Source organism: Kribbella rubisoli, assembly GCF_004217145.1.
Classification (GTDB): Bacteria; Actinomycetota; Actinomycetes; order Propionibacteriales; family Kribbellaceae; genus Kribbella; species Kribbella rubisoli.
In genome coordinates this window covers 25191-47248 of sequence record NZ_SHKR01000012.1, presented here as the reverse complement: position 1 = coordinate 47248, position 22058 = coordinate 25191, and the positions used below count along the sequence as shown (strand labels likewise).

The following is a 22058-nucleotide window of genomic DNA, read 5'->3' as shown; positions in this document are numbered from 1 at the left end:
GGACTACTTGCGGTCGAGCATCTGGCGTAGTTCGTCGCCGTGGACGGTCAGCGACCAGATGATGAGGACGTCGACGGCGATGGTGATCGTGGACCAGATGGGGTACGCCGCCAGGAACGCCATGTTGAGCAGGATGCTCGCGATCGCGACGATCACCCCGACCACGCGGCCCCAGACGCGGCCGTTGAGGAGGGCGATGCCGGCTGCCAGGACGAACAGGGCGACGACCAGGTGGATCCAGCCCCAGTTGTCGTAGGAGAGGTGGATCGCCAGGCGGGACGGGCGGACCAGGAAGTACGTGTCGTCGAAGATCGCGACGAACCCCTGGAACGCGTGGATCATCCCGAGCACGATCATCATCACGCCCGCGAACAGGATTCCGCCGACCCAGCGGCTGGTCCACTCCGGGACCTCGACCTCACCGGGCCGTCGATGGGCTCCGCTGGACAGTTCCTCGGGCTCCGGCATGGCGCTCTCCTCAGCTCACGGCTGCTTGGCTCCGGCTTAGCTCACGGCTTTGGCGGCCGCGGTCGCGCGGTACTCGCTGACCGGGTGGTACCGGTCGTAGAGCATCGTCAGAGTGGTGACCAGGAAGACGAAGAACAGCGTGTCCGACAGCGACAGCGACCCGTCGCCCCGGGTCAGCAACAGGTCGGCGACGAGCACCAGCGCGATGTTGATCACCAGCAGGACAACGAACGAGAACGTGGCCGAGTCCCACCCGTACCCGCGCCGCGCGCTCCACAGCCCGATCGCGGAGTTCAGCACCACGAAGAACGCGATGCCGAGGAAGAGCCTGAGGTCGCTGGTCTGTACGCCGGGCAGCACCCGCCCGTAGATCACACTGATCAGGCCGATCAGCACGATCTTCTCGACGGCGGCCATGTCCAGCACCCGGTTGTGCGACGCGCGGTACGCCATCCGCTCGCTGGCCTCGTCCATCTCCACCGGCAACGGATCGGCGCTCAGCCGCCACGTCCAGTCGGGCGGCCGGAGTCGCGGCCGGACGACGAACCACAGGACTGCTACGAGTACCAGTACCGCCGCGATCAGCACGGGGAGGAACCACGGTACGTCGCGGATGGTGTCGGTCAGATCCAGCTTCAGGATGTGAATCCACGTCTCCTGCGGCAGCTTGATGAAGATCCAGATCCCGGCCGCGACCTTCACCCAGAACCGGAACCCGTACCGCATCGGGTTCCGCCGCGTGCGCACGGCTTCGTAGGCGATGAAGAAGTACTCGAACGTGTTCGGGAACACCAGCAGCAGGAACCGCAGCCCGGTGAGCTCGAAGAGCACCACGCCGATCTGACGGTAGAAGAACAGGAACCGGCTGACCTTGACCGCCGCCGGGTTGCTCCAGTTGCGCAGGCTCGCGAGATAGGCGATCGACAGGTAGAACACGTCCATCGCCTTGTCGTAGCTCTGGTAGTTCGGCGGGTCGACGCCGAAGATCTGGAAGATCGTCTGATCCACGCCGTCGAGGAGGAGACAGGCGATGATCGCCGGCAACGGGTAGCGCAGGATGAAGAACGGCAGCACGAAACGCGCCAGTACGACGGCCCAGAACACCACCTGGACATCCATGCGCCACCCCCATCCCTCCGACTCAGGCTACGACCGCAACCGTCCCGCGGGCCTCACCTCATCCCGGGGTTTCCCGGCGGCCCGATTCAGGGGGATCATCCAGGGCGGATGACACGAACCGGAGTTCGTCCGGGAATGACGATGCCGAGGCGTGCCGGGTGCGGTGAACTCAGGGGGTGGCAGACAGCGGCTACCACCGTCTTCCGCCGGGTGAGCAGCGTCGGCTTGCGCGGAGATCCTTGCTGCGGTCGCTGGCCGGAGGGGCGGTCATCGTCACGGGGTACTTCGTGCTCCCGATGGACGAGCTCGACGGGGTCGTGGCGGCGTACCTGGGGCTCGGGCTCCTCGTGGTCGCGGTGGTACTGGCGTGGCAGATCCGCGAGATCACGCGGTCGCCGTACCCGCGGATCCGGGCGGTCAACACACTCGCGACCTGCGTGCCGCTGCTCCTGGTCGTCTTCGCCGCGGCGTACTACTTGATGGAACTGAACCGCGCCGGCAGCTTCACCGAGCCGCTGACCCGCTCCGACGCGATGTACTTCACGGTCACGGTCCTCGCCACGGTCGGCTTCGGCGACATCGCACCGGTGACCGAGACGGCTCGCCTGGTCGTCACGGTGCAGATCATCGGGGACCTGCTCGTGGTCGGCCTGGGCGCGAAGGTGCTGCTGACCGCAGTACAGACCGGTCTGCGCCATCAGCAGGACTGACTCACCCTTGGCGTACGACGCCCGCCGCTGCCTCCTCCGGGACGCGTGATGCCGCCGCAGGAGATGTCGGAGATGTTCGAACCCCCTGGTCCGATGCGGAGGAGAACTACGACATGCCTGACTCCCCCGACGCCCCACCGCCGACGGCCTCGTGGTCCCTGCCACGGGGCGTGGTGGTGCTGCTCGGGACTGCCGGCGCGATCATCACGGCCGGCGGGCTGCGCGGCTTCTCGAGCATCGCGGGACCGGTGTTCCTCGCGTTGATCCTCACGATCGCGGTCAGTCCGCTGCGCCGGTACCTGATCCGGCGTGGCGTCCGTAGCTGGATCGCCGCCCTCATCGCCCTCGTCGTCGTGATCGCGATCCTCCTCGGCCTCGCCGCCGCGCTGGCCTTTTCGCTCGCGCGGCTCGCGACGCTGCTCCCGGCGTACCAGGCCACGTTCGGCCAGCTCGTCAACGACGTCCGCGGCTGGCTCGCCGACCAGGGCGTCGGCAACCAGGAGATCCAGCGCGTCCTGCAGGCGGTCGACCTCGGGAAGGCGCTCGGGATCCTGCAAGGCTGGCTGACCAAGCTGCTCGGCGTGTTCTCCGACCTCGGCTTCATCGTGATCCTGCTGTTCTTCATGGGCATGGACGCCAACAGCTTCACCACCCGCCTGACCGAGGCCGCGAAACACCGTCCCGGATTCGCCAGCGCACTGACGAGCTTCGCCCGCGGTACGACGCGGTACCTGGTCGTCTCCACGATCTTCGGCCTGATCGTCGCCGTGGTGGACGTCGGCGTCCTCTACCTGCTGAGCGTCCCGCTGCCGTGGCTGTGGGGCCTGCTCGCCTTCATCACGAACTACATCCCGAACATCGGCTTCATCATCGGCGTCGTCCCGCCCGCGCTCCTGGGCCTCCTGGCCAACGGCTGGTCGTCCCTGGTCTGGGTGGTCGTCGCGTACTGCGTCATCAACTTCGTGTTCCAGTCGATCATCCAACCGAAGGTCGTCGGCGACGCAGTGGGAATGTCCACCACCCTGACGTTCCTGTCCCTGGTCTTCTGGGCCTGGGTCCTGGGCCCGCTGGGGGCGATCCTCGCCATTCCGCTGTCCCTCCTGGCCAAAGCCCTCCTCCTGGACGCCGACCCCTCCACCCACTGGGTCAACGGCCTGATCTCCAGCAACGACGGCCGACCGGAGAAACCCTTGGAACAAGCCGACGACGCCACCCCGTCGACGGCGGCTACGTAAGCAGTTCGCCGAAGGCCTCGATCGAGCGTAGGGCGTCTGCCTGCGACATCCCCGGCGGCTGGATGCGGAGGATGATCCCGTCGGCGCCCAGCTCCTCGTAGTGGGCCAGGCGGTCGGCGCACTGGGCCGGGGAGCCGATCGCGCTGCGGTCGACGATGTCGTCCCAACCTTGGGTGTAGCGGCTGACGTCGGTCGAAGTGCGTTTCCAGCCGGTGTAGGCGTCGTACAGGTCGCGCAGCGGCTCCTCCAGCGCCGTCCGGGCGTCCTGCGACGTCGGAGCGCAGTACCCCTCCCGGCAGAGGATGACCTCCTGGCCGAGCGTCCCCTCCCCGCGCGGATACGACAGGTACTCCGAGATCCTCGCCGGCAGGTCCGCGTCCAGCTCATTGAAAGACGTCGTCCACCCGTCACACATCCGGGCGGTCCGCTCCAGCACGGCCGACACCCGCCCGCCGTTCCAGATCCGCGGCCGCGGCGACTGCACCGGTCGCGGCGACAGGTACGCGTCCTGGATGCTGGTGAACTTCCCGTCATACGTGACCTCGTCCGACGTCCACAGCCGGGTCAGGATCTCCAGCCCCTCCTCGAACCGCGCGACCCGCTCCGCCTGCGTCACGCCGTACAGCGCGAACTCTTCCGGCCGGTACCCGAGCACGAACCCGGCTGTCAGCCGCCCGCCGGACAGTACGTCGATATGCGCCAGCGTCTCCGCGAGTACGACGGGGTCGTACAACGGCGCCACGATCCCCGCCGTGGCGATCCCGATCCGGGACGTGTGTGCGGCCAGCCACGTCATCGACGTGAGGATCTCGTGGTACCCGGGCCGGTGCAGGTGCCGCTCGCCGAGCACGACCCACTCGAACCCGGCCTGCTCGGCGAGCTTCGCCTGCTCGACGGCGTCGGCCAACCGGGGCCGCTCGTCCGGGGTGCCGTAGAGGTTCAGATAGAGACCCAGCCGCATCGGGGTGCCACCTTCCGTTGACAGAGAGCGCTCAGGGTATTTACGGTCTTGACCGTAAATGCTTTCCGCTCAGATTGCGACCCTAGGAGCCGGTTATGAGTCTTGCAGTACAACCGGCGGGGTTGCCGGACGGGGCATCGGCGCCGGTCAGCGCGATCAAGACCCGGGTTGTCAGCGCGAGGTACCGCCGTCCGTTCCAGATCAGCAGCGGGATCAGCACCGAGCTCATCAGCCTTGTCGTCGAGGTCCACACTGCCGACGGCGCCGTCGGGATCGGCGAGACGTCACCGATGACGGCGTACACCGGCGAGACGCTGGCCGGCGTACAGGCCGCGATCGAGGAGCACCTCGCACCAGCCTTGATCGGCCGCGACCCACTCGACCGGGCCGGTGCGCATGTCGTGATGGACGGCGTACTGCGCGGGCAGCAGGTCGCCAAGTCAGGCCTCGACATCGCTCTGTACGACCTGGCCGGTCGGCTGAGCGGCTGGCCCGTGCACGCCATCCTCGGCGGCAGCGTCCGCGACCGCGTGCAGACCACGTGGGTCGTCGGCCTCGGCACGCTGGACGAGATGGCCGCAGAGGCGGCGGAGTACGCCGAGCGCGGATTCATGCACCTCAAGGTCAAGGGCGGCCAGGACCCGGCCAAGGATCTCGAGCTGATCCGTGCGGTCCGCGCTGCGATCCCTGACGACGCTGAGCTGTGCCTGGACGCCAACGAGGGGTACGACGCGACCACAGCCCTCCCGTACCTCGCCAAGATGAGCGCCGCCGGGCTGACCCTGCTGGAGCAGCCCCTGCCCCGCTGGGATCTTGCTGGGCTCGTGCGGCTGCGCGAGCGTCTCGACGTGCGTGTGATGGTCGACGAGAGCATGCACTCGCTGCACGACGCCATGGAGATCGCTCGGCGCGGTGCGGCCGACGTACTGAACATCAAGATCCTCAAGGTCGGCGGGCTCCACCGTGCGCTGCAGATCGCCAATGTGGCCGAGGCTGCGGGGCTGGCCGTGAAGGTAGGCTCGATGCCGGAGCTGGGCGTGGCCACGCTGGCCGCCGTACACCTGGCCGCCGCCGTGCCCGGTGCGACCGTCGCGGCCGACCTGGTGGGGCCGCTGATGGTCGACGAGGACCCGCTGGCGCCGAGCGTGTTCGCCGACTGCGACGGCTGGATCGACGTACCGCAGGGGCCCGGTCTCGGGCACGAGGTCTGATGCTGTCTGAGAGGACTTTGATGCACCCACTCGTAGAGCGACTGCGCGGCACGCTGCTTCCCGCTGTGGTCACGCCGATGGACTCCGACGGCGTCGTCGCGTACGACGCTCTGACCGCGTACGCCGGTGCCCTGACGGCGCAGTCCGTCGGCGGGATCGCGGTGTGGGCCCACACCGGGCGCGGGCTGTACCTGTCGGCCGGCGACCGCGCGAAGGTGCTGGAGACGTGGCGGCAGGCCACCGACGTACCGATCGTGGCGGGTGTCGGCGTACCTCGCTCTGCTCAGGCGGCAGGGTTGCAGGAGGCAGCTGATGCGACGGTGGAGATGGCGCTGGCGGCTGCGGCAGGTGGGGCCGACGCAGTGATGGTCTATCCGCTGGCCGCGCTGGGCGATCTGCCGGACGGGGACGCGCAGGCGGTGGCGTTGCACGAGCGGGTCGCTGCGGAGAGCGGGCTGCCGCTGGTCGGGTTCTACTTGCACGGCGAGGCTGGTGGGTACCCGTACTCGCCTTCGCTGATCCGCGAGCTGTTGGCGCTTGACGCGATGCTCGGCGTGAAGACGGCGACACTGGACCGGGCCATCGGTTGCCAGGACGCGATCTGGGCCGGACGTGGCAGCGGCAAGCTGCTGATCACCGGCGAGGACCGCATGTACGGGCCGTCGTTCATGTGGGGCGCGGACACCGCGCTGGTCGGCATCGCCTCGGCACAGGTGGAGCTGTCGGCCGCAGTACTGCGTGCATGGACCGCCAGTGACCACTCTGGGTTCCTGACCGCATGGGACCGACTGGACAGGTTTGCTGCTGCGACGTTCTACGCGCCGATCGAGGGGTACGTGCAGCGGATGCTGTGGGCCGCCGAATGGGAGGGCCTGGTGCCGGCCGAGGCCGCACACGATCCCTACGGTCCTGACCTGCCGCCGAGCGAACGCGACCTGGTGATCCGCTGCCTCGAGGAACTCCACAGCTAGCACGGGCAGTGGGGTGGCGCGCTCCCTCCTACGCTCCACCACACCGCCGCCGTCTGCGGACCACCTCAGGGGTCGCGGCAATTGTGGTCTTGACCGAAACTAAAAGAGTGCGCTCTGAACGTCAAGATCTCAGCGCTCCCTGCGCTATTCTGCGAGTTGAGGGCCAGACCAGAAGTCGTCGGAGGATGCCGTGAGGATCAGCTCAGCTTCGGGGCCGGTGACCTGATGGCGCTCACGGTCGGCGTCGTCGGACCGGAGGATCTGGTCCAGCGCGTGACCGCGGTCGGCGCGCCGAGCGGGACCACCCTCCACCCGCTGGCCTACCGGCACGAGACCGAAGCGGTCGAGCTGGTCTCGCAGGCGCAGTCCGACGTCGACGCGTTCCTGTTCACCGGCGTCGTCCCGTACACGATCGCCACCGAGGCCGGCGTGATCGACCGGCCCGCGATGTACGTCTCGTACGACGGCGCGACACTGCTGCGCGCACTCGTCGAACTGCTGCGACTCGGGCACAACGTCACGCAGTTCTCGATCGACACGCTGCGCCGGTCCGAGGTGATCGAGACGCTGATCGAGGCGAAGCTGCCGACCGAACACATCCATGTGCTGCCGTACCGGCCCGGGCTGACGTCGGACGACATCGTCGAGTTCCACCGCACCGCGCGCGAGAAGCACAACACAAAGGTCGCGATCAGCTGCCTGGGGTCGGCGTTCCACCTGATCGAGAACGAAATGCCTTCGGTACGCCTCGCGCCGTCCCGCTATTCGATCCGCTCCACTTTGCAGGCACTCGTCCTGACGACGACCGGTCAGCATGTCGGAGATGCGCAGGTCGCGCTCGGGGTGATCGATCTACCTGAGCCGGACGACGCGCTCGCCGCCGACCTCATCACGCTCGGCGGCAGCCTCGCCGCTCTGCCCGACGGGCGGCACCTGGTCGTCACCACGCGCGGGTTGCTCGAGCAGGCGACGGAGCAGTTCTCCCGCATGCCGCTACTCGACCACCTCGCGGCGCGGCACAGCACGGCGTACGTCGGTTTCGGCGTCGGCCGTACTGCGGCTGAGGCGGAAGCACTCGCCCGGCGAGCCGTGAGCCGCGCCGCGTCGATCGGATCCGTCGCCGGCGTTGTCTCGATGTCCGACGACGTCGAGATCGTCATCGAACCGAGCGGCGACCAGCCCACCACCGCCCGCGGCACCGAAAGCCTGCCGCTGCTCGCGCGCCGGGTCGGCCTCAACACCCAAACCCTCGCCCGCATGCGAGAACTCACCGCCACCCTCCCCGACGGCCTCACCACCCAAGACGTAGCCGACCACCTGGCCGTCCAGCTCCGCACCGCCCGCCGAGTCCTGAAACGCCTGGAACGAGCCGGCCTAGCCGCCCCCACCGGCACCCAACAACACGGCCGCACCGGCCGCCCACCCACGGTCTACCTGATCCGCCTCTAACCGCTGCCTGGCGTGATGACGGTGATGCCGGCCGGGGTGCCGTTGGACAGCGCGGCAAGGGCGGTGGGGGTTTCGTCGAGGGTGATGGTGCGGGTGATTAGCTCGGCCGGTCGGAGCTTGCCTGAAGCAACTAAGGCGAGCATTTCGGGGTAGGCGTGGGCGGGCATGCCGTGACTGCCCAGCCAAGACAGTTCCTGGCCGATCAGGCGGCCAACCTCGAGCTGTACGCCGTTCGGCAGCAGGCCGACCTGGACGTGACGGCCTCGGGGGCGGAGGGCGGAGAGGGCTTGCTGGACGATGTCGCTGGAGCCGAGGGCGTCGACGGTGACGTGGGCCCCGCCGAGATCCTGGATCCGGGCGGCGACCTGATCCGAGGCCTGAAGGGTGTGCTCGGCGCCGTACTCGCGGGCCAACGCAAGCGCCTCGGGGTTGGTGTCGATCGCGACCACCGAGGCCCCCAGGGCGGTCGCGATCATCACAGCGGACAGACCCACCCCGCCGCAGCCGAAGACGGCTACGCGTTCGCCGGCTCGGACCTTGCCGACCTGGTGGACGGCGCGGAACGACGTGGCGAAGCGGCAGCCGAGGCCGGCGGCGGTTGCGAAGTCCATGTCGTCAGGGAGACGGACCAGATTTACGGAGGCAAACGGCACGGCGACGTACTCGGCGAACGAGCCCCAATAGTTGAACCCAGGCTGCAGCTGGTTAGGGCAGACCTGCTGGTTGCCCTCCAAGCACTGCTCGCACTCGCCGCAAGCGCAGATGAACGGCGTCGTGACCCGATCGCCCACCTGCCAGCCGGTCACCCCGGCACCGACCGCCGCGATCGTCCCGGCCAGTTCATGACCGGGCACATGCGGCAGCACGATGTCGGAGTCATGCCCCATCCACCCATGCCAGTCACTACGGCACAGGCCGGTCGCCTCAACCCGAAGGACAACCGCACCGTCGGCTGCCGAAGGCTCTGCAACCTCACGGACCGTCGGGAGTACGCCGTACTCCTCCACCACAACAGCGCGCATCACCGCAGCTTAATCAGCCGCCCGCGACCGCCGGGATGATCGAGACCTGGCCGCCGTCCTTGATCGCGGTCTGCAGGCCGTCGGCGAACCGTACGTCGTCATCGTCGACATAGACGTTCACGAACCGGCGCAGCTCGCCCGAGTCGTCGAGCACGCGGCCCTTGATCCCGGGGTACGACGCGTCCAGCGAGTCGAGCACCTCGGTCAGCGTCGAGCCTTCCGCGGAGACCTCGGACACGCCCTGGGTGTACGGACGCAGGATGGTCGGAACCCGAACGCTCACACTCACTGCAGGCCTGCCTTCACGAAGGCGTCGTACGACGCGGGGATGGTCACCTTGGGGCCGACCCGGTCGGCCACGGCGTCGAGCGTCTTCAGCCCGTCGCCGGAGTTGATGATCACGGTCTCGGCCTCGGGGTCGAGCTGGCCGGTCGCGATCAGCTTCTTCAGCGTCGCGACGGTCACGCCGCCCGCGGTCTCGGCGAAGACGCCCTCGGTCCGGGCCAGCAGCTGGATGCCCTCGATGACCTCTTCGTCGCTGACGTCCTCGATCGCGCCACCGGTACGGCGGGCGACGTCGAGCACGTACGGCCCGTCGGCCGGGTTGCCGATCGCCAACGACTTGGCGATCGTGTCCGGCTTGACCGGCTTGACCACGTCGTGGCCGTCGCGGAACGCCTGCGCGACCGGGGAGCAGCCGGTCGCCTGCGCGCCGTACACCTTGTAGTCGGTGGCATCGACCAGGCCGAGCTTGCCGAGCTCGGTGAAGCCCTTGTCGATCTTGGTCAGCTGCGAACCGGAGGCGACCGGGATCACGATCTGCTGCGGCAGCCGCCAGCCGAGCTGCTCGGCGATCTCGAAGGCCAGCGTCTTGGAGCCTTCGGAGTAGTACGGGCGGACGTTGACGTTGACGAACGCCCAGCCCTCCTCCTCGCCGGCGATCTCGGAGGCGAGCTTGTTCACGTCGTCGTAGTTGCCCTCGACGGCGACCAGCGTCCCGCCGTACACGGCGGTGGTGATCACCTTCGGGCGCTCGAGGTCATGCGGAATGAACACGACCGAGCGGATGCCGGCCCGGGCGGCGGCCGCGGCGACGGCGTTGGCCAGGTTGCCGGTGGAGGGGCAGGCGAAGACCTTCAGGCCCAGCTCGCGGGTCGCGCTGAGCGCGGAGGCAACGACCCGGTCCTTGAAGGAGTGGGTCGGGTTGCCGGAGTCGTCCTTCACCCACAGCTTGCGCAGGCCGAGCTCGCGGGCCAGATTGCGGGCGTCGATGAGCCGCGTGTAGCCGGGCTCGGTGTTCGGGTAGCTGGCCACGTCGACGGGGACGGGCAGCAGCGGCTGGTACCGCCAGATGTTCTTGGGTCCGGCCTCGATCTGCTCGCGGGTGATCGTCGGGTACTCGTATCCGACCTCGAGCGGACCGAAACACTCCATACAGGCGTAGAACGGGCCGAGCGGCGACTTCGCCCCACAGGCGCGACAGCTCAGGTGCGTACCGTTGCCGAAGGCACCTTCACGGATCGTGTGGGTGGCGGTCTGGCTCATGAGTGAGGTTCCCCTCTCATCTTCCCCGCGAACACCGGATCTCGGCGGCGGGACGGATTTGGCACCGTTCCACCGCGAGACGCCCCGGGCGGGGGCTCGACGGGGAGGGTTGCCGGGACTTCAACGGGCCGTTTCCCTCAGTCCCTCTGGATGAGCTCCCCCGAGATTACCCAATCGGGTCCATATTGTGTCTTGTGATCCCACCATCCGAGACCGCCGATCTCAGCCGCGGACGCTCAGGCGGCGGCATCCCGGCGTACGTCGAGCATCCGCATCAGCGGTGTCACCGCGACGCCGTGGACGACCACACTCAGTACGACGGTGAACGCGACCGTCGCCCACAACCACGGTAGATCGGTGCCGAAGTCGGAGCCGGCGTACGCCAGGTAGAACACCGATCCGACGCCGCGGATGCCGAACGCGGCGGTCACCCAGCGTTCGGAGCGACCCAGCGGCGTGCCGGCCAGCGCGACCCAGGCGGTCAGAGGGCGGATCACCAGCACCAGCAGGAGGCCGAGCGCGACACCGGCGAAGGTCAGCGGCCGAAGCAGCCCGGCTGTGATCGCCGAGCCGAGGAGGAGCAGGATGCCCCAGGTCAGGATGTGTTCGAGCTGCTCGACGAACCCGTGCAGCTCCTCGTGGAAGTCGTGCTGCCGCTCGGCCGCTCGGAGTGTCAGGGCGGCGATGAACACGGCGATGAACCCGTAGCCGTGCAGCACCTGGGCGAGCCCGTAGACGCCCAGCGTCATCGCGAGCGCCAGCACGGGTTCGCGCGAGTCGGCCAGGCGGAAGGTGCGCGAGGGTGCGGAGAACGCCATCTTGCCGAGCAACCAGCCGACTCCGAGGCCCACGAGCACACCGATCACGGTCCGCCCGATCAGATCCCAGGCGAACCACTCGAGCGCCCAGTGGCCGACCGCGCCCTTGGTGGCGCCGAACACCGCCGCATACACGAACGGGAAGGCCAGGCCGTCGTTCAGACCGGCCTCCGAAGTCAGTGCGAAGCGGACCTCGTCGTCCTCCTCAGGCTCGGCGTCCGCACCGGTCGACGGGCCCTGTACCTGCACGTCCGAGGCGAGGACCGGATCGGTCGGCGCGAGTACGGCGCCGAGCAGCAAGGCCGTCGCCGGCGCCAGGCCGAGCAGCCAGCCCGCACCGGCTACAGCAGCGATACAGGCGGGCATCGCGACCAGTAGGAGCCGCCAGGTCACCTTCCACCGGTGCCACCCGATCGGACGGTCGATCGCCAGGCCGACGCCCATCAACGCGACCAGGATCGTCAGCTCGGCAAGGTGCTTGGTGATGCCGGACTCGGCAATCGGACTGAGGTGGGACTGGTCGACGGCGAGGCCGAGGAGCACACCCGCACCGAGGAAGCCGATCGGCGCGGAGACGGCGTACCGCCGGAGCAGACGCGGCAGGACGGCGCCGAGCAGCAGCGCCAGGCCCGCCACCAGGTACAGACCATCCCCGTCGATCGTCATGATGGGAACCTAGTGCCCGGGGCTAGCGCAGGCGATGTGTCGCGCCCGGGGTGTGGGTCGGCAACGACTTGCGCGGGCCGTAGCGGGGATGACCGATGCCGGCCAGCTCCAACAGCCGTTGCACCCGGAACCGGTGGCCGCGGTACGGCTCGATCAGCTCCGCGCATCCGTCGTCGTCGAGCTCCTCGCCGATCAAGGCGTACGAGACGTTCCGGGACACGTGGTAGTCCGCGAACGAGAACGCATCCGCGTCCCCATGCGCCCGCTGCCGTACTTCGGCCGCCGTCCACACCCCGACCCCTGGGAGCGATCGCAGCCGTTGCTCGATCTCCGCCCCGTCCGTCAGCTCCAGCGTCCGCTCGAGCGCCTTCGCCCGGGAAGCCGCCGTCAGCACCACCCGCGACCGCCGGCTCTCGACTCCCGCGCGCAAGAACTGCCACGACGGGATCAGCCGCCACTCCTCCGGCGCCGGCGGCACCATCATGACCCGGTTGCCCTGCTCGTTCGGTCCCGGCGCAGGTTCGCCGTACTCACGCAGCAGCAGCCGCCACGCCCGGAACGCCTCCTTGCCGGTCACGACCTGCTCGATCCCGGCCGCAGCGAGGGCCTCGAACACCGCTCGCGTCCGCGGCACCCGCACATGCGGAAACCGGCGCGCCGCATCGACCAGTGCCTGATGCTCCGGCAGCGGCTCGAACCCGTCCCAACTGTCCCGATCGCCCAGCAACTCCGGCACCCCGTCGAGCGCCCACTCAGCCCCGGCACCCCACGCCTCGGCCTCCACGCCCCCGGCGTACGGCGTCAACCGCAGCTGCACCGGCCCGTCAGGCGTCCGAGTAGCCCGCCACACCGTCCGCCGCCCCGCATCGAACACGTAAGCCGGATCCCCAGGCCCCTTCCGCAACCCTCCGATCACCGAATGCGGATCCACCACCCGCCCCGCCCGCCAAACCCGCACCACCGAACTCACCCGCCAAGTCTTACCCACCCCACCGACAACTAGCGGACCGGTCTCGGCACCGCGGCCAGCCTCTCCGGCATCCAGGGGTACGGATCGACCAACTGATCACGGGTGGAGAGGACCTCCTGAACAACCTCGGCGAGCCGATCGCCCATCACGTAGTGCCGACCCTTCGTCTCGCCGACCGCACGGAGCAGCTCCAGGTCAGTCAGCCTCGCGAGGTCGCGGGACGCGGTCCGCTCCTCGATCCCGGCACGGCGCACGTAGGTCGCTCGACGCATGCGGAATCCCAAGGATGCGTCGAAGAGCTCGTCGGCGACACGATCGGCGAGGCCGTGCTTCTCGATCAGCTCGTCGAACGCCAGCCACAGCCTGCCCGCTTCGCGATACCGTCGGCGTACAGTCTGCGCCTGGATGTGATGTGCGCGCAGATTGAACTTCAGCCAGAGCGCCGCCGATCGGTCGGGATGCCATGCCCCGGCGCCGGTAGCCGCCAGCACTCGGTAGTACTCATCGGTGTTGCTGCCCAGCCACTCCTCGATGCTGGAGAACGCAGGCTCGCCGATACCGCCGCGCGACAGCACGAGGGTCTGCAGGGCGCGGGCCATCCGGCCGTTCCCGTCGCGGAACGGGTGGATCATGACCAGGTTCAGGTGGGCCATCGCCGCTTGGACCAGCGGATCGGCTGAGGTGTCGGCCGCTAGATCGTCCGTCAGTTCGGCGACAAGCGCAGCGACGTCCTCGGCCGGCGGACCTTCGTACACGTTCTCGCCGGTTGCCTCGTCATGAACATAGACCGCACCGGGCCGGTAGCTCCCCGGACTCTTCGACAGGTCGTGGCTGAGCATCATGAAGTGCATCCCTCGAATGGCCGAGACATCGAGCCTGAAGTCCGCGTCCTTGGCCATCGCCAGCACATAACCGAGCGCCTGCCGGTACCCGCGGATCTCGGCGAACGTACGCTCGTCGGCGCTCAGCGCCTCCTCGTCGTCCAGCGCGGCCGCGGCGTCGTCGAGCTTGACGTCGTACCCCTCGATGCTGTTCGATCCCTGGATCGCCCGCGCCAGCATGCTCCGCCGCAGGCCGCCCGCCCATCGCCGGGGCACACGCAGTACGTCGGTGAGCTCGGACCGGAACGCGTGAATCTGCTCGAGAACCTGTCGGTCCTCGAGGTCCGGCTCCGGCGTACTGAAGGTAGTCATCGACCCCATGTCCTAATGTCTCAATTCTTAGGACATCATACTGCATGTCCTGATGATTGCGACATCGAGACAAACGCGGCCGCCACGCCGATACTGAGCCCCATGACCGCCTGGCAGTGGGTGAAGCTCGTGGGGAACTTCCTGAATCTGTCCACGCTGGCCGGCGCCTTCGTCGGCGTTCTGGGGCGCGCGAAATTCAGCCGCGGCCCGCGCGGTCTGTTCTTCGCGAACGGCTACAAGCTCGGCTTCCCCGTGGCCGGCGCGTTCACGATCGGCAATGTCATCCTCAGCAAGAACGACCGCTCGTACTTCGACAATCCGGCGTTGCTGCGGCACGAGGAGCGGCATTCCTGGCAGTACTTCTGCCTGATCGGGTTGCCGATGTTGCCGTTGTACGTCGTCGGCGTGGTGATCTCGTTCCTGCTGACCGGTGATCCGGCGTCGCGGAATCCGTTCGAGCGGCTCGCGAACCTGAAGGAGGGCGGGTACGTCGAACGTCCGATCCAGCCGCTGGGGAAGACCGTGACGCAGGCGTTCAGCGTGCTGAGATCGCGTCCGAAAGGGCCGTGAGGACGGTCACCACACCGCTGGGGTCGTCGACGACGATGTCCGCGGCCTCGATCAGCTCGGTCGCGTTCGACGACCGCGTCGCCAGCAGTAGCGCGCTCAGCCCGGCTGAACGCAGCGCCCCGATCGCCTTGAATGCGGCGAGGTCGCCCAGGTCGTCCCCGGCGTACAGGATCGACCTGGCGCCGGTCGACTCGACCAGACTGCGGATTGCTACGCCCTTGTCGATGCCGGGCGGTCGCAGCTCCAGCACGAGGTTGCCCGGCTCGAGCCGCAGCTCGGTCTCCTCGGCCAGCGCAGTCATCGGCCCACGCAGTAGCTCGAACGCACCGGTCGGGTCATCCAGCCGCCGGGTGTGCACAGCCAGCGAGCTGTCCTTGTCCTCCACAAAGGCATCGGGTACGCCGGCCTCGGCCAGCAGCCCCGGCAACCGGCCTCGAGCCGTGGCGACCCCTGCCGGCACCGGTGCGGTCGTGACCTTGCCGGTCGCAGCGTCCCACCGCTCAAGCCCGTAGTGGCCGAGCACTACGAGCTGGCCAAGACCCGGGTGGCCGCTCACCCCGGAGAGCTCCGTAGCCACCAGCGCAGGGCGAGCGGTCACGATCGCCACCTGGCCAACAGAGCGCGCCAACCGGGCCAGCGCGTCCAGAGCGCCCTCGACCGGCCGAGACCGCGCCGGGTCCTCGACGAGCGGCGACAGTACGCCGTCGAAGTCGGACGAGATCACTGCGGTGGCCGGATCGGCGACGATGGCCTCCCAGCCTGCGCGCCCGGCGTCGGTCTGGATGACCGGAGTGCTCATCCGGCGTAGTCCGAGGTGAGGATCACGGTCAGGCGATCCATCTTCATGTTGTCCAGCGCGCCCTTGCTCCGGCCGACGCCGATATCGTGCGCGAGCTGGTTCGCGGCCTGGAGCATGCCGGGCGGGTAGTAGACCGTGCTTTCGGCGACCTTGCCGTGCCAGTTGTCGGGCGAGCCGGCGACCGTCCAGCCGGCCTGCCGGGCCCGGCCCGCGACCTCGTCGGCCAGGCCCTTGCGCGGCGTGTTGTTGTACACCTCGATCGCCGGCCGCTCCTCCACCGGAATGGTCACCGGCTGCGTCGCGGGAGGCTGGGTGGGCTTCGACGTCGGCTCGGTCGGTGCTGTCGAAGGAGGCACTGTAGAAGAAGGCGCAGTCGATGAAGGTGCCTTCGACGGCGTGACCTCAGGCGGAGTCGTCTGCGTGCCGGGCCTCGGGATGCTCGCACCGACCGTCGACGGACCGGAAGACGGCTCAGTAGTCGGTTTGGCCGACGGCTTGCTGCTCGGCTTCGACGCGGCGCCGGACGGTTCGTCGGCCTTGCTGTCGTGCCCCCGGGTCCCGAACAGCACCAGCAGACCGGCCACGATCGCGACGACCGCGGCCACGGCGACGAGTGAGGACAGGACTTGACCCCGCTCGTCGCGGGATGCCCGAAGGCGGGACATGGTCAGACCTCGATGCCCAGTCGGCGTGCGGAGCGGGCGCGCTGGCGGGCGGCGCGGAGGCGGCGCAGGCGCTTGACCAGCAACGGGTCGTGCGCGAGGGCCTCGGGGCGGTCGATGAGCGCGTTGAGAACCTGGTAGTACCGGGTCGCCGACATCTGGAACTGGTCCCGGATCGCCTGCTCCTTCGCGCCGGCGTACTTCCACCAGTGGCGCTCGAAGGCGAGGATCTGCCCGTCCCTCTCGGAGAGTCCGGCAACGGCCGGCGGCGCAGCTTCGGCGGGGCCGGAAGAGCTGGCGTTGGCGCTGTCCATCTGCTGCTGACTCCTGTGCGGTCGGTGATCGTCCGTCCGCGCTCCACTGTACGTGTTGAACAACAGCGATGTCATTCACCCGTGACACGACACGGAGCGTGTCGTCGGCGGACGGCCGGGCGTCACCAACTCTGGCAGGATCTTTGACGTGAGCTCAACTTCTTCCAGCGTGGCGCTGGTGGAGGAGCTGCAGGCGCGGATCCGTGAGGTGGACCCGCTGGTCAACGCCATCTGCACGCCCAACCCCGCCGCTCTCACCGAAGCCGCCCGTCTCGACACCGAGCGTGACAACGGGCGCGTTCGCGGCCCGCTGCACGGCGTACCGGTCCTGGTCAAGGACAACATCGACACCGCCGACCTGCCGACCACGGCCGGTTCGCTGGCGCTGGCCGACCAGCCACCGCCGCCCGACGACGCCCCGCTGGTACGCCGGCTCCGTGAGGCCGGCGCCGTGATCCTCGGCAAGACCAACCTCAGCGAGTGGGCCAACTTCCGCGGCGCGGCGTCCTCCTCCGGCTGGAGCGCGTACGGCGGTCTGACGCGCAACCCGTACGCCCTGAACCGCTCCGCGGGCGGCTCCTCCTCCGGCTCCGGCGCTGCCGTCGCCGCCGGGCTGGCGGAGTACGCGATCGGCACGGAGACCAACGGCTCCATCGTCTGTCCGGCCGCACTGAACGGCATCGTCGGCCTGAAGCCCACTGTCGGCCTGATCCCGCAGCAGGGCATCGTCCCGATCTCGCACTCGCAGGACACCGCCGGTCCGATGACCAGGACCGTCACCCAGGCTGCTGCGCTGCTGTCAGTCCTCACAGGCAACCAGACGGACTACACCGAGCACTGCCGGGGCACTGACCTCAGCAACGTGCGCATCGGCGTACCGCGTGGACCGCTGTGGGGCTACTCCACCGGACTCGACCAGGTCACCGAACACGCACTGGAGCTCCTCAGCAGCTGTGGAGCGACTCTGGTCGACCACCTGTCCCTGCCGACGCCGGGTGGCGACGAGGACCAGTTGCAGGTGCTGTCGCATGAGCTGAAGGTCGACCTGGCGGCGTACCTGGCCACTCGGGTCCCTGGCGGTCCGCGGACACTGGACGACCTGATTGCTTTCAACAAGGAGCATGCTGACCAGGAGCTGCAGTGGTTCGGACAGGAGCTGTTCGAGCGGGCTGCGACCACGGAGGGCCTCAGCTCGCCCGTGTACGTCGCTGCACGCCTCACCGCGCTCCGCGCCGGCCGGGACGGCATCGACGACCTGCTCCGCGACAACCAGCTCGACGCGCTGGTCAGTCCGTCGTACTCACCGGCCTGGGCGATCGACCTGGTGAACGGCGACCACGTGCTCGGCGGCTCGTCCTCGCACGCCGCCCTGGCCGGCTATCCGCTGCTCTCGATGCCCTCCGGGATGGTCTCCGGACTGCCGGTCGGGATCACCTTCAGCGGTACGGCGCGGAGTGAGGTCACGCTCATTCGCTTGGCTCACGCGTTCGAAACCGCGAGAATCGCAGCAGACGGACCGTTCCCGACCCCGGAGTTAACCCAGTGGGTATAGATCGTGTCAGATGGGGCATCGTTGCTACCGGCAACATCTCGACCCAGTTCACGCACGATCTGGGGCTGCTCCCCGACGATGCCGTCGCCACTGCGGTCGCGTCCAGGTCCCAGGACAGCGCGGACCGGTTCGCCGCCGAGTTCGGCATCCCGAACGCCTACGACGACTACCGCAAGCTGATCGATTCCGGCGACGTCGACGTCATCTACATCGGTACGCCGCATCCGCAGCACTACGCGATCGCGCGGACCGCGCTGCAGGCCGGCATCGCCGTGCTGTGCGAGAAGCCCGTCACGCTGACGGCCAAGCAGGCGCGGGACCTGGTCGCGGTCGCGGCCGAGCACAAGACCCTGTTCGCCGAGGCGATGTGGATGCGCACCAACCCGGTCATCCAGGCCGTCTTCAAGGACCTCGCCGCAGGCGTCATCGGCGAGCCCCAGCAGGTCGTCGCGGACTTCGCCTTCCACAAGCCCTCATTGCCGTCGCGGCTGCTCGATCCGGCGCTCGGCGGCGGGTCGCTGATGGACGGCGGCATCTACCCGATGACGTTCGCCTACATGGCTCTGGGCCGTCCGGCCGAGGTGAAGGCCGTCGGCTCGCTCAACGAGGACGGCGTGGACCTGAACGTCGCCATGGCCTGGCGGTACGACTCCGGTGCGGTCGCCGCGCTCACCTGTGGTCTGCGCTCGCAGAACCCGTGGGTCGCCTCGATCAGCGGCCCGGAGGGCAGTCTGCAGCTGCCACACCGCTTCCACCACCCCGAGTACTACGTGCGTACGACTGCTTCCGGAGCGGAGCGGATCGACGTGCCGACGCATGGGCGTGGGTACCACTATGAGGCAGGCGCAGTAATGGAAGCGCTGCGTGCGGGGGCGCTCGAAGTACCGGCGTTGCCTCATGCCGCCACCCTCGAGATTCTCGACCTGCTCGACGAGACCCGGAGCCAGATCGGGGTCCGTTACCCCGGTGACGACGACGACCTGAGTGGATGACGCTGAAGATGCCGAACGGTAGGAGTTCCTTCGTAGTGGTGGCCAACCGGCTGCCGGTCGACCGGATCGAGATGCCAGACGGCAGTACGGCGTGGCGCCGCAGCCCAGGCGGACTGGTCACCGCCCTCGCACCGGTGATGCAGAGCCACCACGGCGCGTGGATCGGCTGGACCGGCAGCCCGGACGAGAAGGTCGACCCGTTCGACAACGACGGTATGCATCTGGTCCCGGTGATGCTGTCGGCCGAGGACGTGCAGCTGTACTACGAGGGCTTCTCCAACGCGACGCTCTGGCCGCTGTACCACGACGTGATCGTCGCACCGGAGTTCCACCGCGAGTGGTGGGAGTCGTACGTCGCCGTGAACCGCCGGTTCGCGGAGGCCGCAGCGGATGCTGCCGACGACAACGCCGACGTCTGGGTGCACGACTACCAGCTACAGCTCGTCCCGGCGATGCTGCGCCGGCTGCGTCCCGACGTACGGATCGGTTTCTTCCTGCACATCCCGTTCCCGCCGACCGAGCTCTTCGCGCAGATGCCGTGGCGACGGCAGATCCTCGACGGGCTGATGGGCGCGGACCTGGTCGGTTTCCAAAGACCCGGTGCTGCCTCGAACTTCGCCCGGCTGGCCCGCAACCGGATGGGTCTGCGGACCCGCGGCGACCGCATCCACCTGCCGGACGACCGGATCGTCCGCGCGAAGGCCTTCCCGATCTCGATCGACGTCAACGAGCTGCAGAGCCTGGCCCGTCAGCCCGAGACCACGGCCCGCGCCGCCGAGATGCGGCAGGAGGTCGGCAACCCGACGCACATCCTGCTCGGCGTCGACCGGCTCGACTACACCAAGGGCATCCGGCAACGGCTGCGGGCGTTCGGCGAGCTCCTGGACGAGAAGCGGATCTCGGTCGACGACGCGGTGTTCATCCAGGTGGCGACGCCGTCCCGCGAGCGGGTCGAGCAGTACCGCGTCCTGCGGGACGAGATCGAGCTGCTCGTCGGCCGGATCAACGGCGAGCACGGCCGGATCGGCACTCCGGCGATCAACTACCTGCACACGTCGTACTCGCGGACCGAGATGGCGGCGCTGTTCCGGGCCGCGGACGTCGCCGTGGTGACACCGCTGCGGGACGGTATGAACCTGGTCGCAAAGGAATACGTGTCGACGCGGTACGACGACACGGGCGCGCTCGTGCTGAGCGAGTTCGCCGGTGCGGCGGACGAGTTCCGGCAAGCTTTCCTGGTGAACCCGCACGACATCAACGGCATGAAGGACACGATCGTCGACGCGATGAACACCGACGACCGCCAGCTCGGCCGCCGGATGAAGGCGATGCGCAAGCACCTCGCCGCGCACGATGTGAACGTCTGGGCGCAGAGTTTCCTCAAGGCGCTCCATGACCAGGACTGACGGGCGCGTCCTCGCTCTCGATCTCGGTACGTCGTCCGCGCGCGCCCTCGTGCTGTCCGACGACGACGCGTCGCCGATCCCCGGCGCACTGGCCCGGCACAAGATCGCCCCGACGTACGGCTCGGACGGCTCCGCGACGCTCGACCTGCACGAGTACGTCGAGGGGCTGCTCGGCTGCCTGGACGAGCTGCAGCAGAACGGTCATCTCGAGAACATCGGCGCGATCGTGCTGTCCTCGCAGTGGCACTCGATCGTTGCCCTTGACAACACGGGTGGCGCACTGACGCCGGTGATCACCTGGGCCGACACACGCTCGGTCGACCTCGCCCCGTCCGTTGACGAACATGCCTTCCATGCGCGCACCGGCGCCTGGCTGCATCGGCTGTACTGGACCCGACGGATCCCTTGGCTGCTGTCGACCGGCTCCCCCGCGGAGTTCGCCGGGCTGCCCGATCTCGTGCTGGAGCGGTTGACCGGCGAGCGGGTGACGTCGGTGTCGATCGCGTCCGGCACCGGGACGCTCGACCTGGCCACCGGCACGTACGACGACGAGGCGCTCGACATCGCCGGCGTACGCGCGGACCGGTTGCCGTCGATCGTGCCGACCGGATGGACCGGGTCGTTGTCCGCGGAGTACGCACGCCGCTGGCCGGGGCTGGTCGGCGTACCTGTGCATCCGCCGACGGGTGACGGGGCTGCCTCGAACGTCGGGACAGGAGGGTACGACGTGGGGACCGCTGCGGTGACGGTGGGGACGTCGGCCGCCGTACGCGTCGTGCATCCGATCGACGACGCGCCTGAGCTGCCGTGGGAGCTGTGGCGCTACCGGGTCGACGACAAGCGCGCGGTGACCGGTATGGCGTTCTCTGCGGCCGGCAACCTGCATGCGTGGCTGACCGGCGTACTGCGGCTGGAGTCCGATGAGCTGGCTGGTGTTGAGGTCGGCGCCTCGCGGGCGATCGCGATCCCGTTCATGGCCGGGACCAGGCCGCCGGCGACTGTGCCGAGCGGTTCCGGAGTGTTCTTCGGGTTGTCGTTCGACGACACGGCGGCGGACCTGCTCGCCGCGTCGCTGCAGGGCGCGTCCCTGGAGGTCGACCGCGGGCTGCGCATGCTCGACTCGCTGTTCGGGCGGCAGCTGGACGTCGTACTGGGTGGCGGCGGCATCGACGCCTCTGAGTGGTGGCGCCGCTGCCTGACCGCGACGTTCGCGCGTCCGACCACCGTGTGCGCCGAGGCGGAGGTAGGCGCCCGCGGCGCGGCGGCGGTGGCGCTCGGACTGTCTCCGGAGCCGGGTGGCGAGCACCTGACCCCGGTCCCCGCCGAGGTCGACAGGGTGGCGACTATGCGTCCGCGGTACGAGGCGCTGCGCGAGCTCGCCGTACAGGCCTCTCAAGAACCGGCCTGAGTCGTACTGCGTTCGCG

22 protein-coding genes and 1 riboswitch are annotated in these 22058 nt (G+C 68.7%); of the genes, 10 read left to right on the top strand and 12 right to left on the bottom strand.

Annotated elements, in window-relative coordinates:
• Nucleotides 1-3 precede the first annotated feature (3 nt).
• Both EV645_RS14435 and EV645_RS14430 read right to left on the bottom strand, forming a co-directional pair.
• Complete coding sequence (locus tag EV645_RS14435) at nt 4-468, bottom strand: DUF7144 family membrane protein (protein ID WP_130443932.1); 465 nt, start codon at nt 466-468, stop codon at nt 4-6.
• 36 nt (nt 469-504) lie between these two features.
• The gene (locus EV645_RS14430) at nt 505-1587 is read right to left on the bottom strand and encodes a hypothetical protein (RefSeq protein WP_130443930.1); all 1083 of its coding nucleotides are present in this window, start codon (nt 1585-1587) and stop codon (nt 505-507) included.
• Between the two features lie 176 nt (nt 1588-1763).
• Here EV645_RS14430 and EV645_RS14425 point away from each other — a divergent pair, with 176 nt between their 5' ends.
• Nucleotides 1764-2297, top strand: coding sequence for a potassium channel family protein (locus EV645_RS14425; RefSeq protein WP_198681632.1), 534 nt, complete (start codon nt 1764-1766; stop codon nt 2295-2297).
• A gap of 113 nt (nt 2298-2410) precedes the next feature.
• Entirely contained in the window at nt 2411-3532 is a 1122-nt protein-coding gene (locus tag EV645_RS14420) for an AI-2E family transporter (protein ID WP_130443928.1), read from the top strand.
• Here the strand turns inward: EV645_RS14420 and EV645_RS14415 are convergent.
• The gene (locus tag EV645_RS14415; RefSeq protein WP_130443926.1) at nt 3525-4493 is read right to left on the bottom strand and encodes an LLM class flavin-dependent oxidoreductase; all 969 of its coding nucleotides are present in this window, start codon (nt 4491-4493) and stop codon (nt 3525-3527) included. The two genes, EV645_RS14420 and EV645_RS14415, sit on opposite strands and share 8 nt — an antisense overlap.
• Nucleotides 4494-4588: 95 nt before the next feature.
• Here EV645_RS14415 and EV645_RS14410 point away from each other — a divergent pair, with 95 nt between their 5' ends.
• From EV645_RS14410 to EV645_RS14400, 3 genes are all read left to right on the top strand, one after another.
• Nucleotides 4589-5704, top strand: coding sequence for a mandelate racemase/muconate lactonizing enzyme family protein (locus tag EV645_RS14410; RefSeq protein WP_130443924.1), 1116 nt, complete (start codon nt 4589-4591; stop codon nt 5702-5704).
• 20 nt (nt 5705-5724) lie between these two features.
• Nucleotides 5725-6675: a dihydrodipicolinate synthase family protein gene (locus tag EV645_RS14405; RefSeq protein WP_130443922.1), complete on the top strand. Its 951-nt coding sequence runs from the start codon at nt 5725-5727 to the stop codon at nt 6673-6675.
• A gap of 225 nt (nt 6676-6900) precedes the next feature.
• A complete protein-coding gene (locus EV645_RS14400; RefSeq protein WP_130443920.1) occupies nt 6901-8124 on the top strand; it encodes a response regulator in 1224 nt (407 codons plus the stop codon).
• On the opposite strand, the gene EV645_RS14395 is transcribed toward EV645_RS14400, so the two are convergent.
• The 6 genes from EV645_RS14395 to EV645_RS14370 form a co-directional block, all read right to left on the bottom strand.
• Complete coding sequence (locus tag EV645_RS14395) at nt 8121-9146, bottom strand: zinc-dependent alcohol dehydrogenase family protein (RefSeq protein WP_130443918.1); 1026 nt, start codon at nt 9144-9146, stop codon at nt 8121-8123. The genes EV645_RS14400 and EV645_RS14395 overlap by 4 nt on opposite strands.
• Nucleotides 9147-9159: 13 nt before the next feature.
• Nucleotides 9160-9435 (bottom strand): ubiquitin-like small modifier protein 1, encoded by a 276-nt coding sequence (locus EV645_RS14390; protein ID WP_130443916.1) that lies wholly within the window; start codon nt 9433-9435, stop codon nt 9160-9162.
• A complete protein-coding gene (gene thrC, locus EV645_RS14385; RefSeq protein WP_130443914.1) occupies nt 9432-10691 on the bottom strand; it encodes a threonine synthase in 1260 nt (419 codons plus the stop codon). Before thrC ends, EV645_RS14390 begins: the two co-directional genes overlap by 4 nt.
• A gap of 13 nt (nt 10692-10704) precedes the next feature.
• Nucleotides 10705-10848, bottom strand: a riboswitch (SAM riboswitch).
• A 79-nt stretch (nt 10849-10927) separates the two neighbouring features.
• The gene (locus tag EV645_RS14380) at nt 10928-12175 is read right to left on the bottom strand and encodes a cation:proton antiporter (RefSeq protein WP_130443912.1); all 1248 of its coding nucleotides are present in this window, start codon (nt 12173-12175) and stop codon (nt 10928-10930) included.
• A 22-nt stretch (nt 12176-12197) separates the two neighbouring features.
• Entirely contained in the window at nt 12198-13145 is a 948-nt protein-coding gene (locus EV645_RS14375; RefSeq protein WP_242000414.1) for a DNA-3-methyladenine glycosylase family protein, read from the bottom strand.
• 29 nt (nt 13146-13174) lie between these two features.
• Nucleotides 13175-14338, bottom strand: a complete 1164-nt coding sequence (locus EV645_RS14370; RefSeq protein ID WP_130443908.1) for a Fic family protein — start codon at nt 14336-14338, stop codon at nt 13175-13177.
• A 102-nt stretch (nt 14339-14440) separates the two neighbouring features.
• Between EV645_RS14370 and EV645_RS14365 the strand changes: the two genes are divergently transcribed.
• Nucleotides 14441-14908, top strand: coding sequence for a hypothetical protein (locus EV645_RS14365; protein ID WP_130443906.1), 468 nt, complete (start codon nt 14441-14443; stop codon nt 14906-14908).
• Here EV645_RS14365 and otsB read toward each other — a convergent pair.
• The 3 genes from otsB to EV645_RS14350 are packed head-to-tail and all read right to left on the bottom strand — an operon-like array spanning nt 14874 to nt 16683.
• A complete protein-coding gene (gene otsB / locus EV645_RS14360; RefSeq protein WP_130443904.1) occupies nt 14874-15707 on the bottom strand; it encodes a trehalose-phosphatase in 834 nt (277 codons plus the stop codon). The two genes, EV645_RS14365 and otsB, sit on opposite strands and share 35 nt — an antisense overlap.
• Entirely contained in the window at nt 15704-16372 is a 669-nt protein-coding gene (locus EV645_RS14355; RefSeq protein WP_130443902.1) for a LytR C-terminal domain-containing protein, read from the bottom strand. The genes otsB and EV645_RS14355 overlap by 4 nt, the downstream gene beginning before the upstream one ends.
• Nucleotides 16373-16374: 2 nt before the next feature.
• Nucleotides 16375-16683, bottom strand: a complete 309-nt coding sequence (locus tag EV645_RS14350) for a DUF3263 domain-containing protein (protein ID WP_130443900.1) — start codon at nt 16681-16683, stop codon at nt 16375-16377.
• A gap of 148 nt (nt 16684-16831) precedes the next feature.
• Here EV645_RS14350 and EV645_RS14345 point away from each other — a divergent pair, with 148 nt between their 5' ends.
• From EV645_RS14345 to EV645_RS14330, 4 genes are read left to right on the top strand one after another with little or no spacing between them, the layout of a single operon-like run.
• Nucleotides 16832-18235, top strand: a complete 1404-nt coding sequence (locus EV645_RS14345; protein WP_242000413.1) for an amidase — start codon at nt 16832-16834, stop codon at nt 18233-18235.
• Nucleotides 18226-19227 carry a Gfo/Idh/MocA family protein gene (locus EV645_RS14340; protein WP_130443896.1) on the top strand — a complete coding sequence of 334 codons (1002 nt, stop codon included), beginning with the start codon at nt 18226-18228 and terminating at the stop codon, nt 19225-19227. The genes EV645_RS14345 and EV645_RS14340 overlap by 10 nt, the downstream gene beginning before the upstream one ends.
• A gap of 8 nt (nt 19228-19235) precedes the next feature.
• Complete coding sequence (locus EV645_RS14335) at nt 19236-20633, top strand: alpha,alpha-trehalose-phosphate synthase (UDP-forming) (protein WP_130443894.1); 1398 nt, start codon at nt 19236-19238, stop codon at nt 20631-20633.
• A complete protein-coding gene (locus EV645_RS14330; RefSeq protein ID WP_130443892.1) occupies nt 20620-22041 on the top strand; it encodes an FGGY family carbohydrate kinase in 1422 nt (473 codons plus the stop codon). The genes EV645_RS14335 and EV645_RS14330 overlap by 14 nt, the downstream gene beginning before the upstream one ends.
• Nucleotides 22042-22058 lie beyond the last annotated feature (17 nt).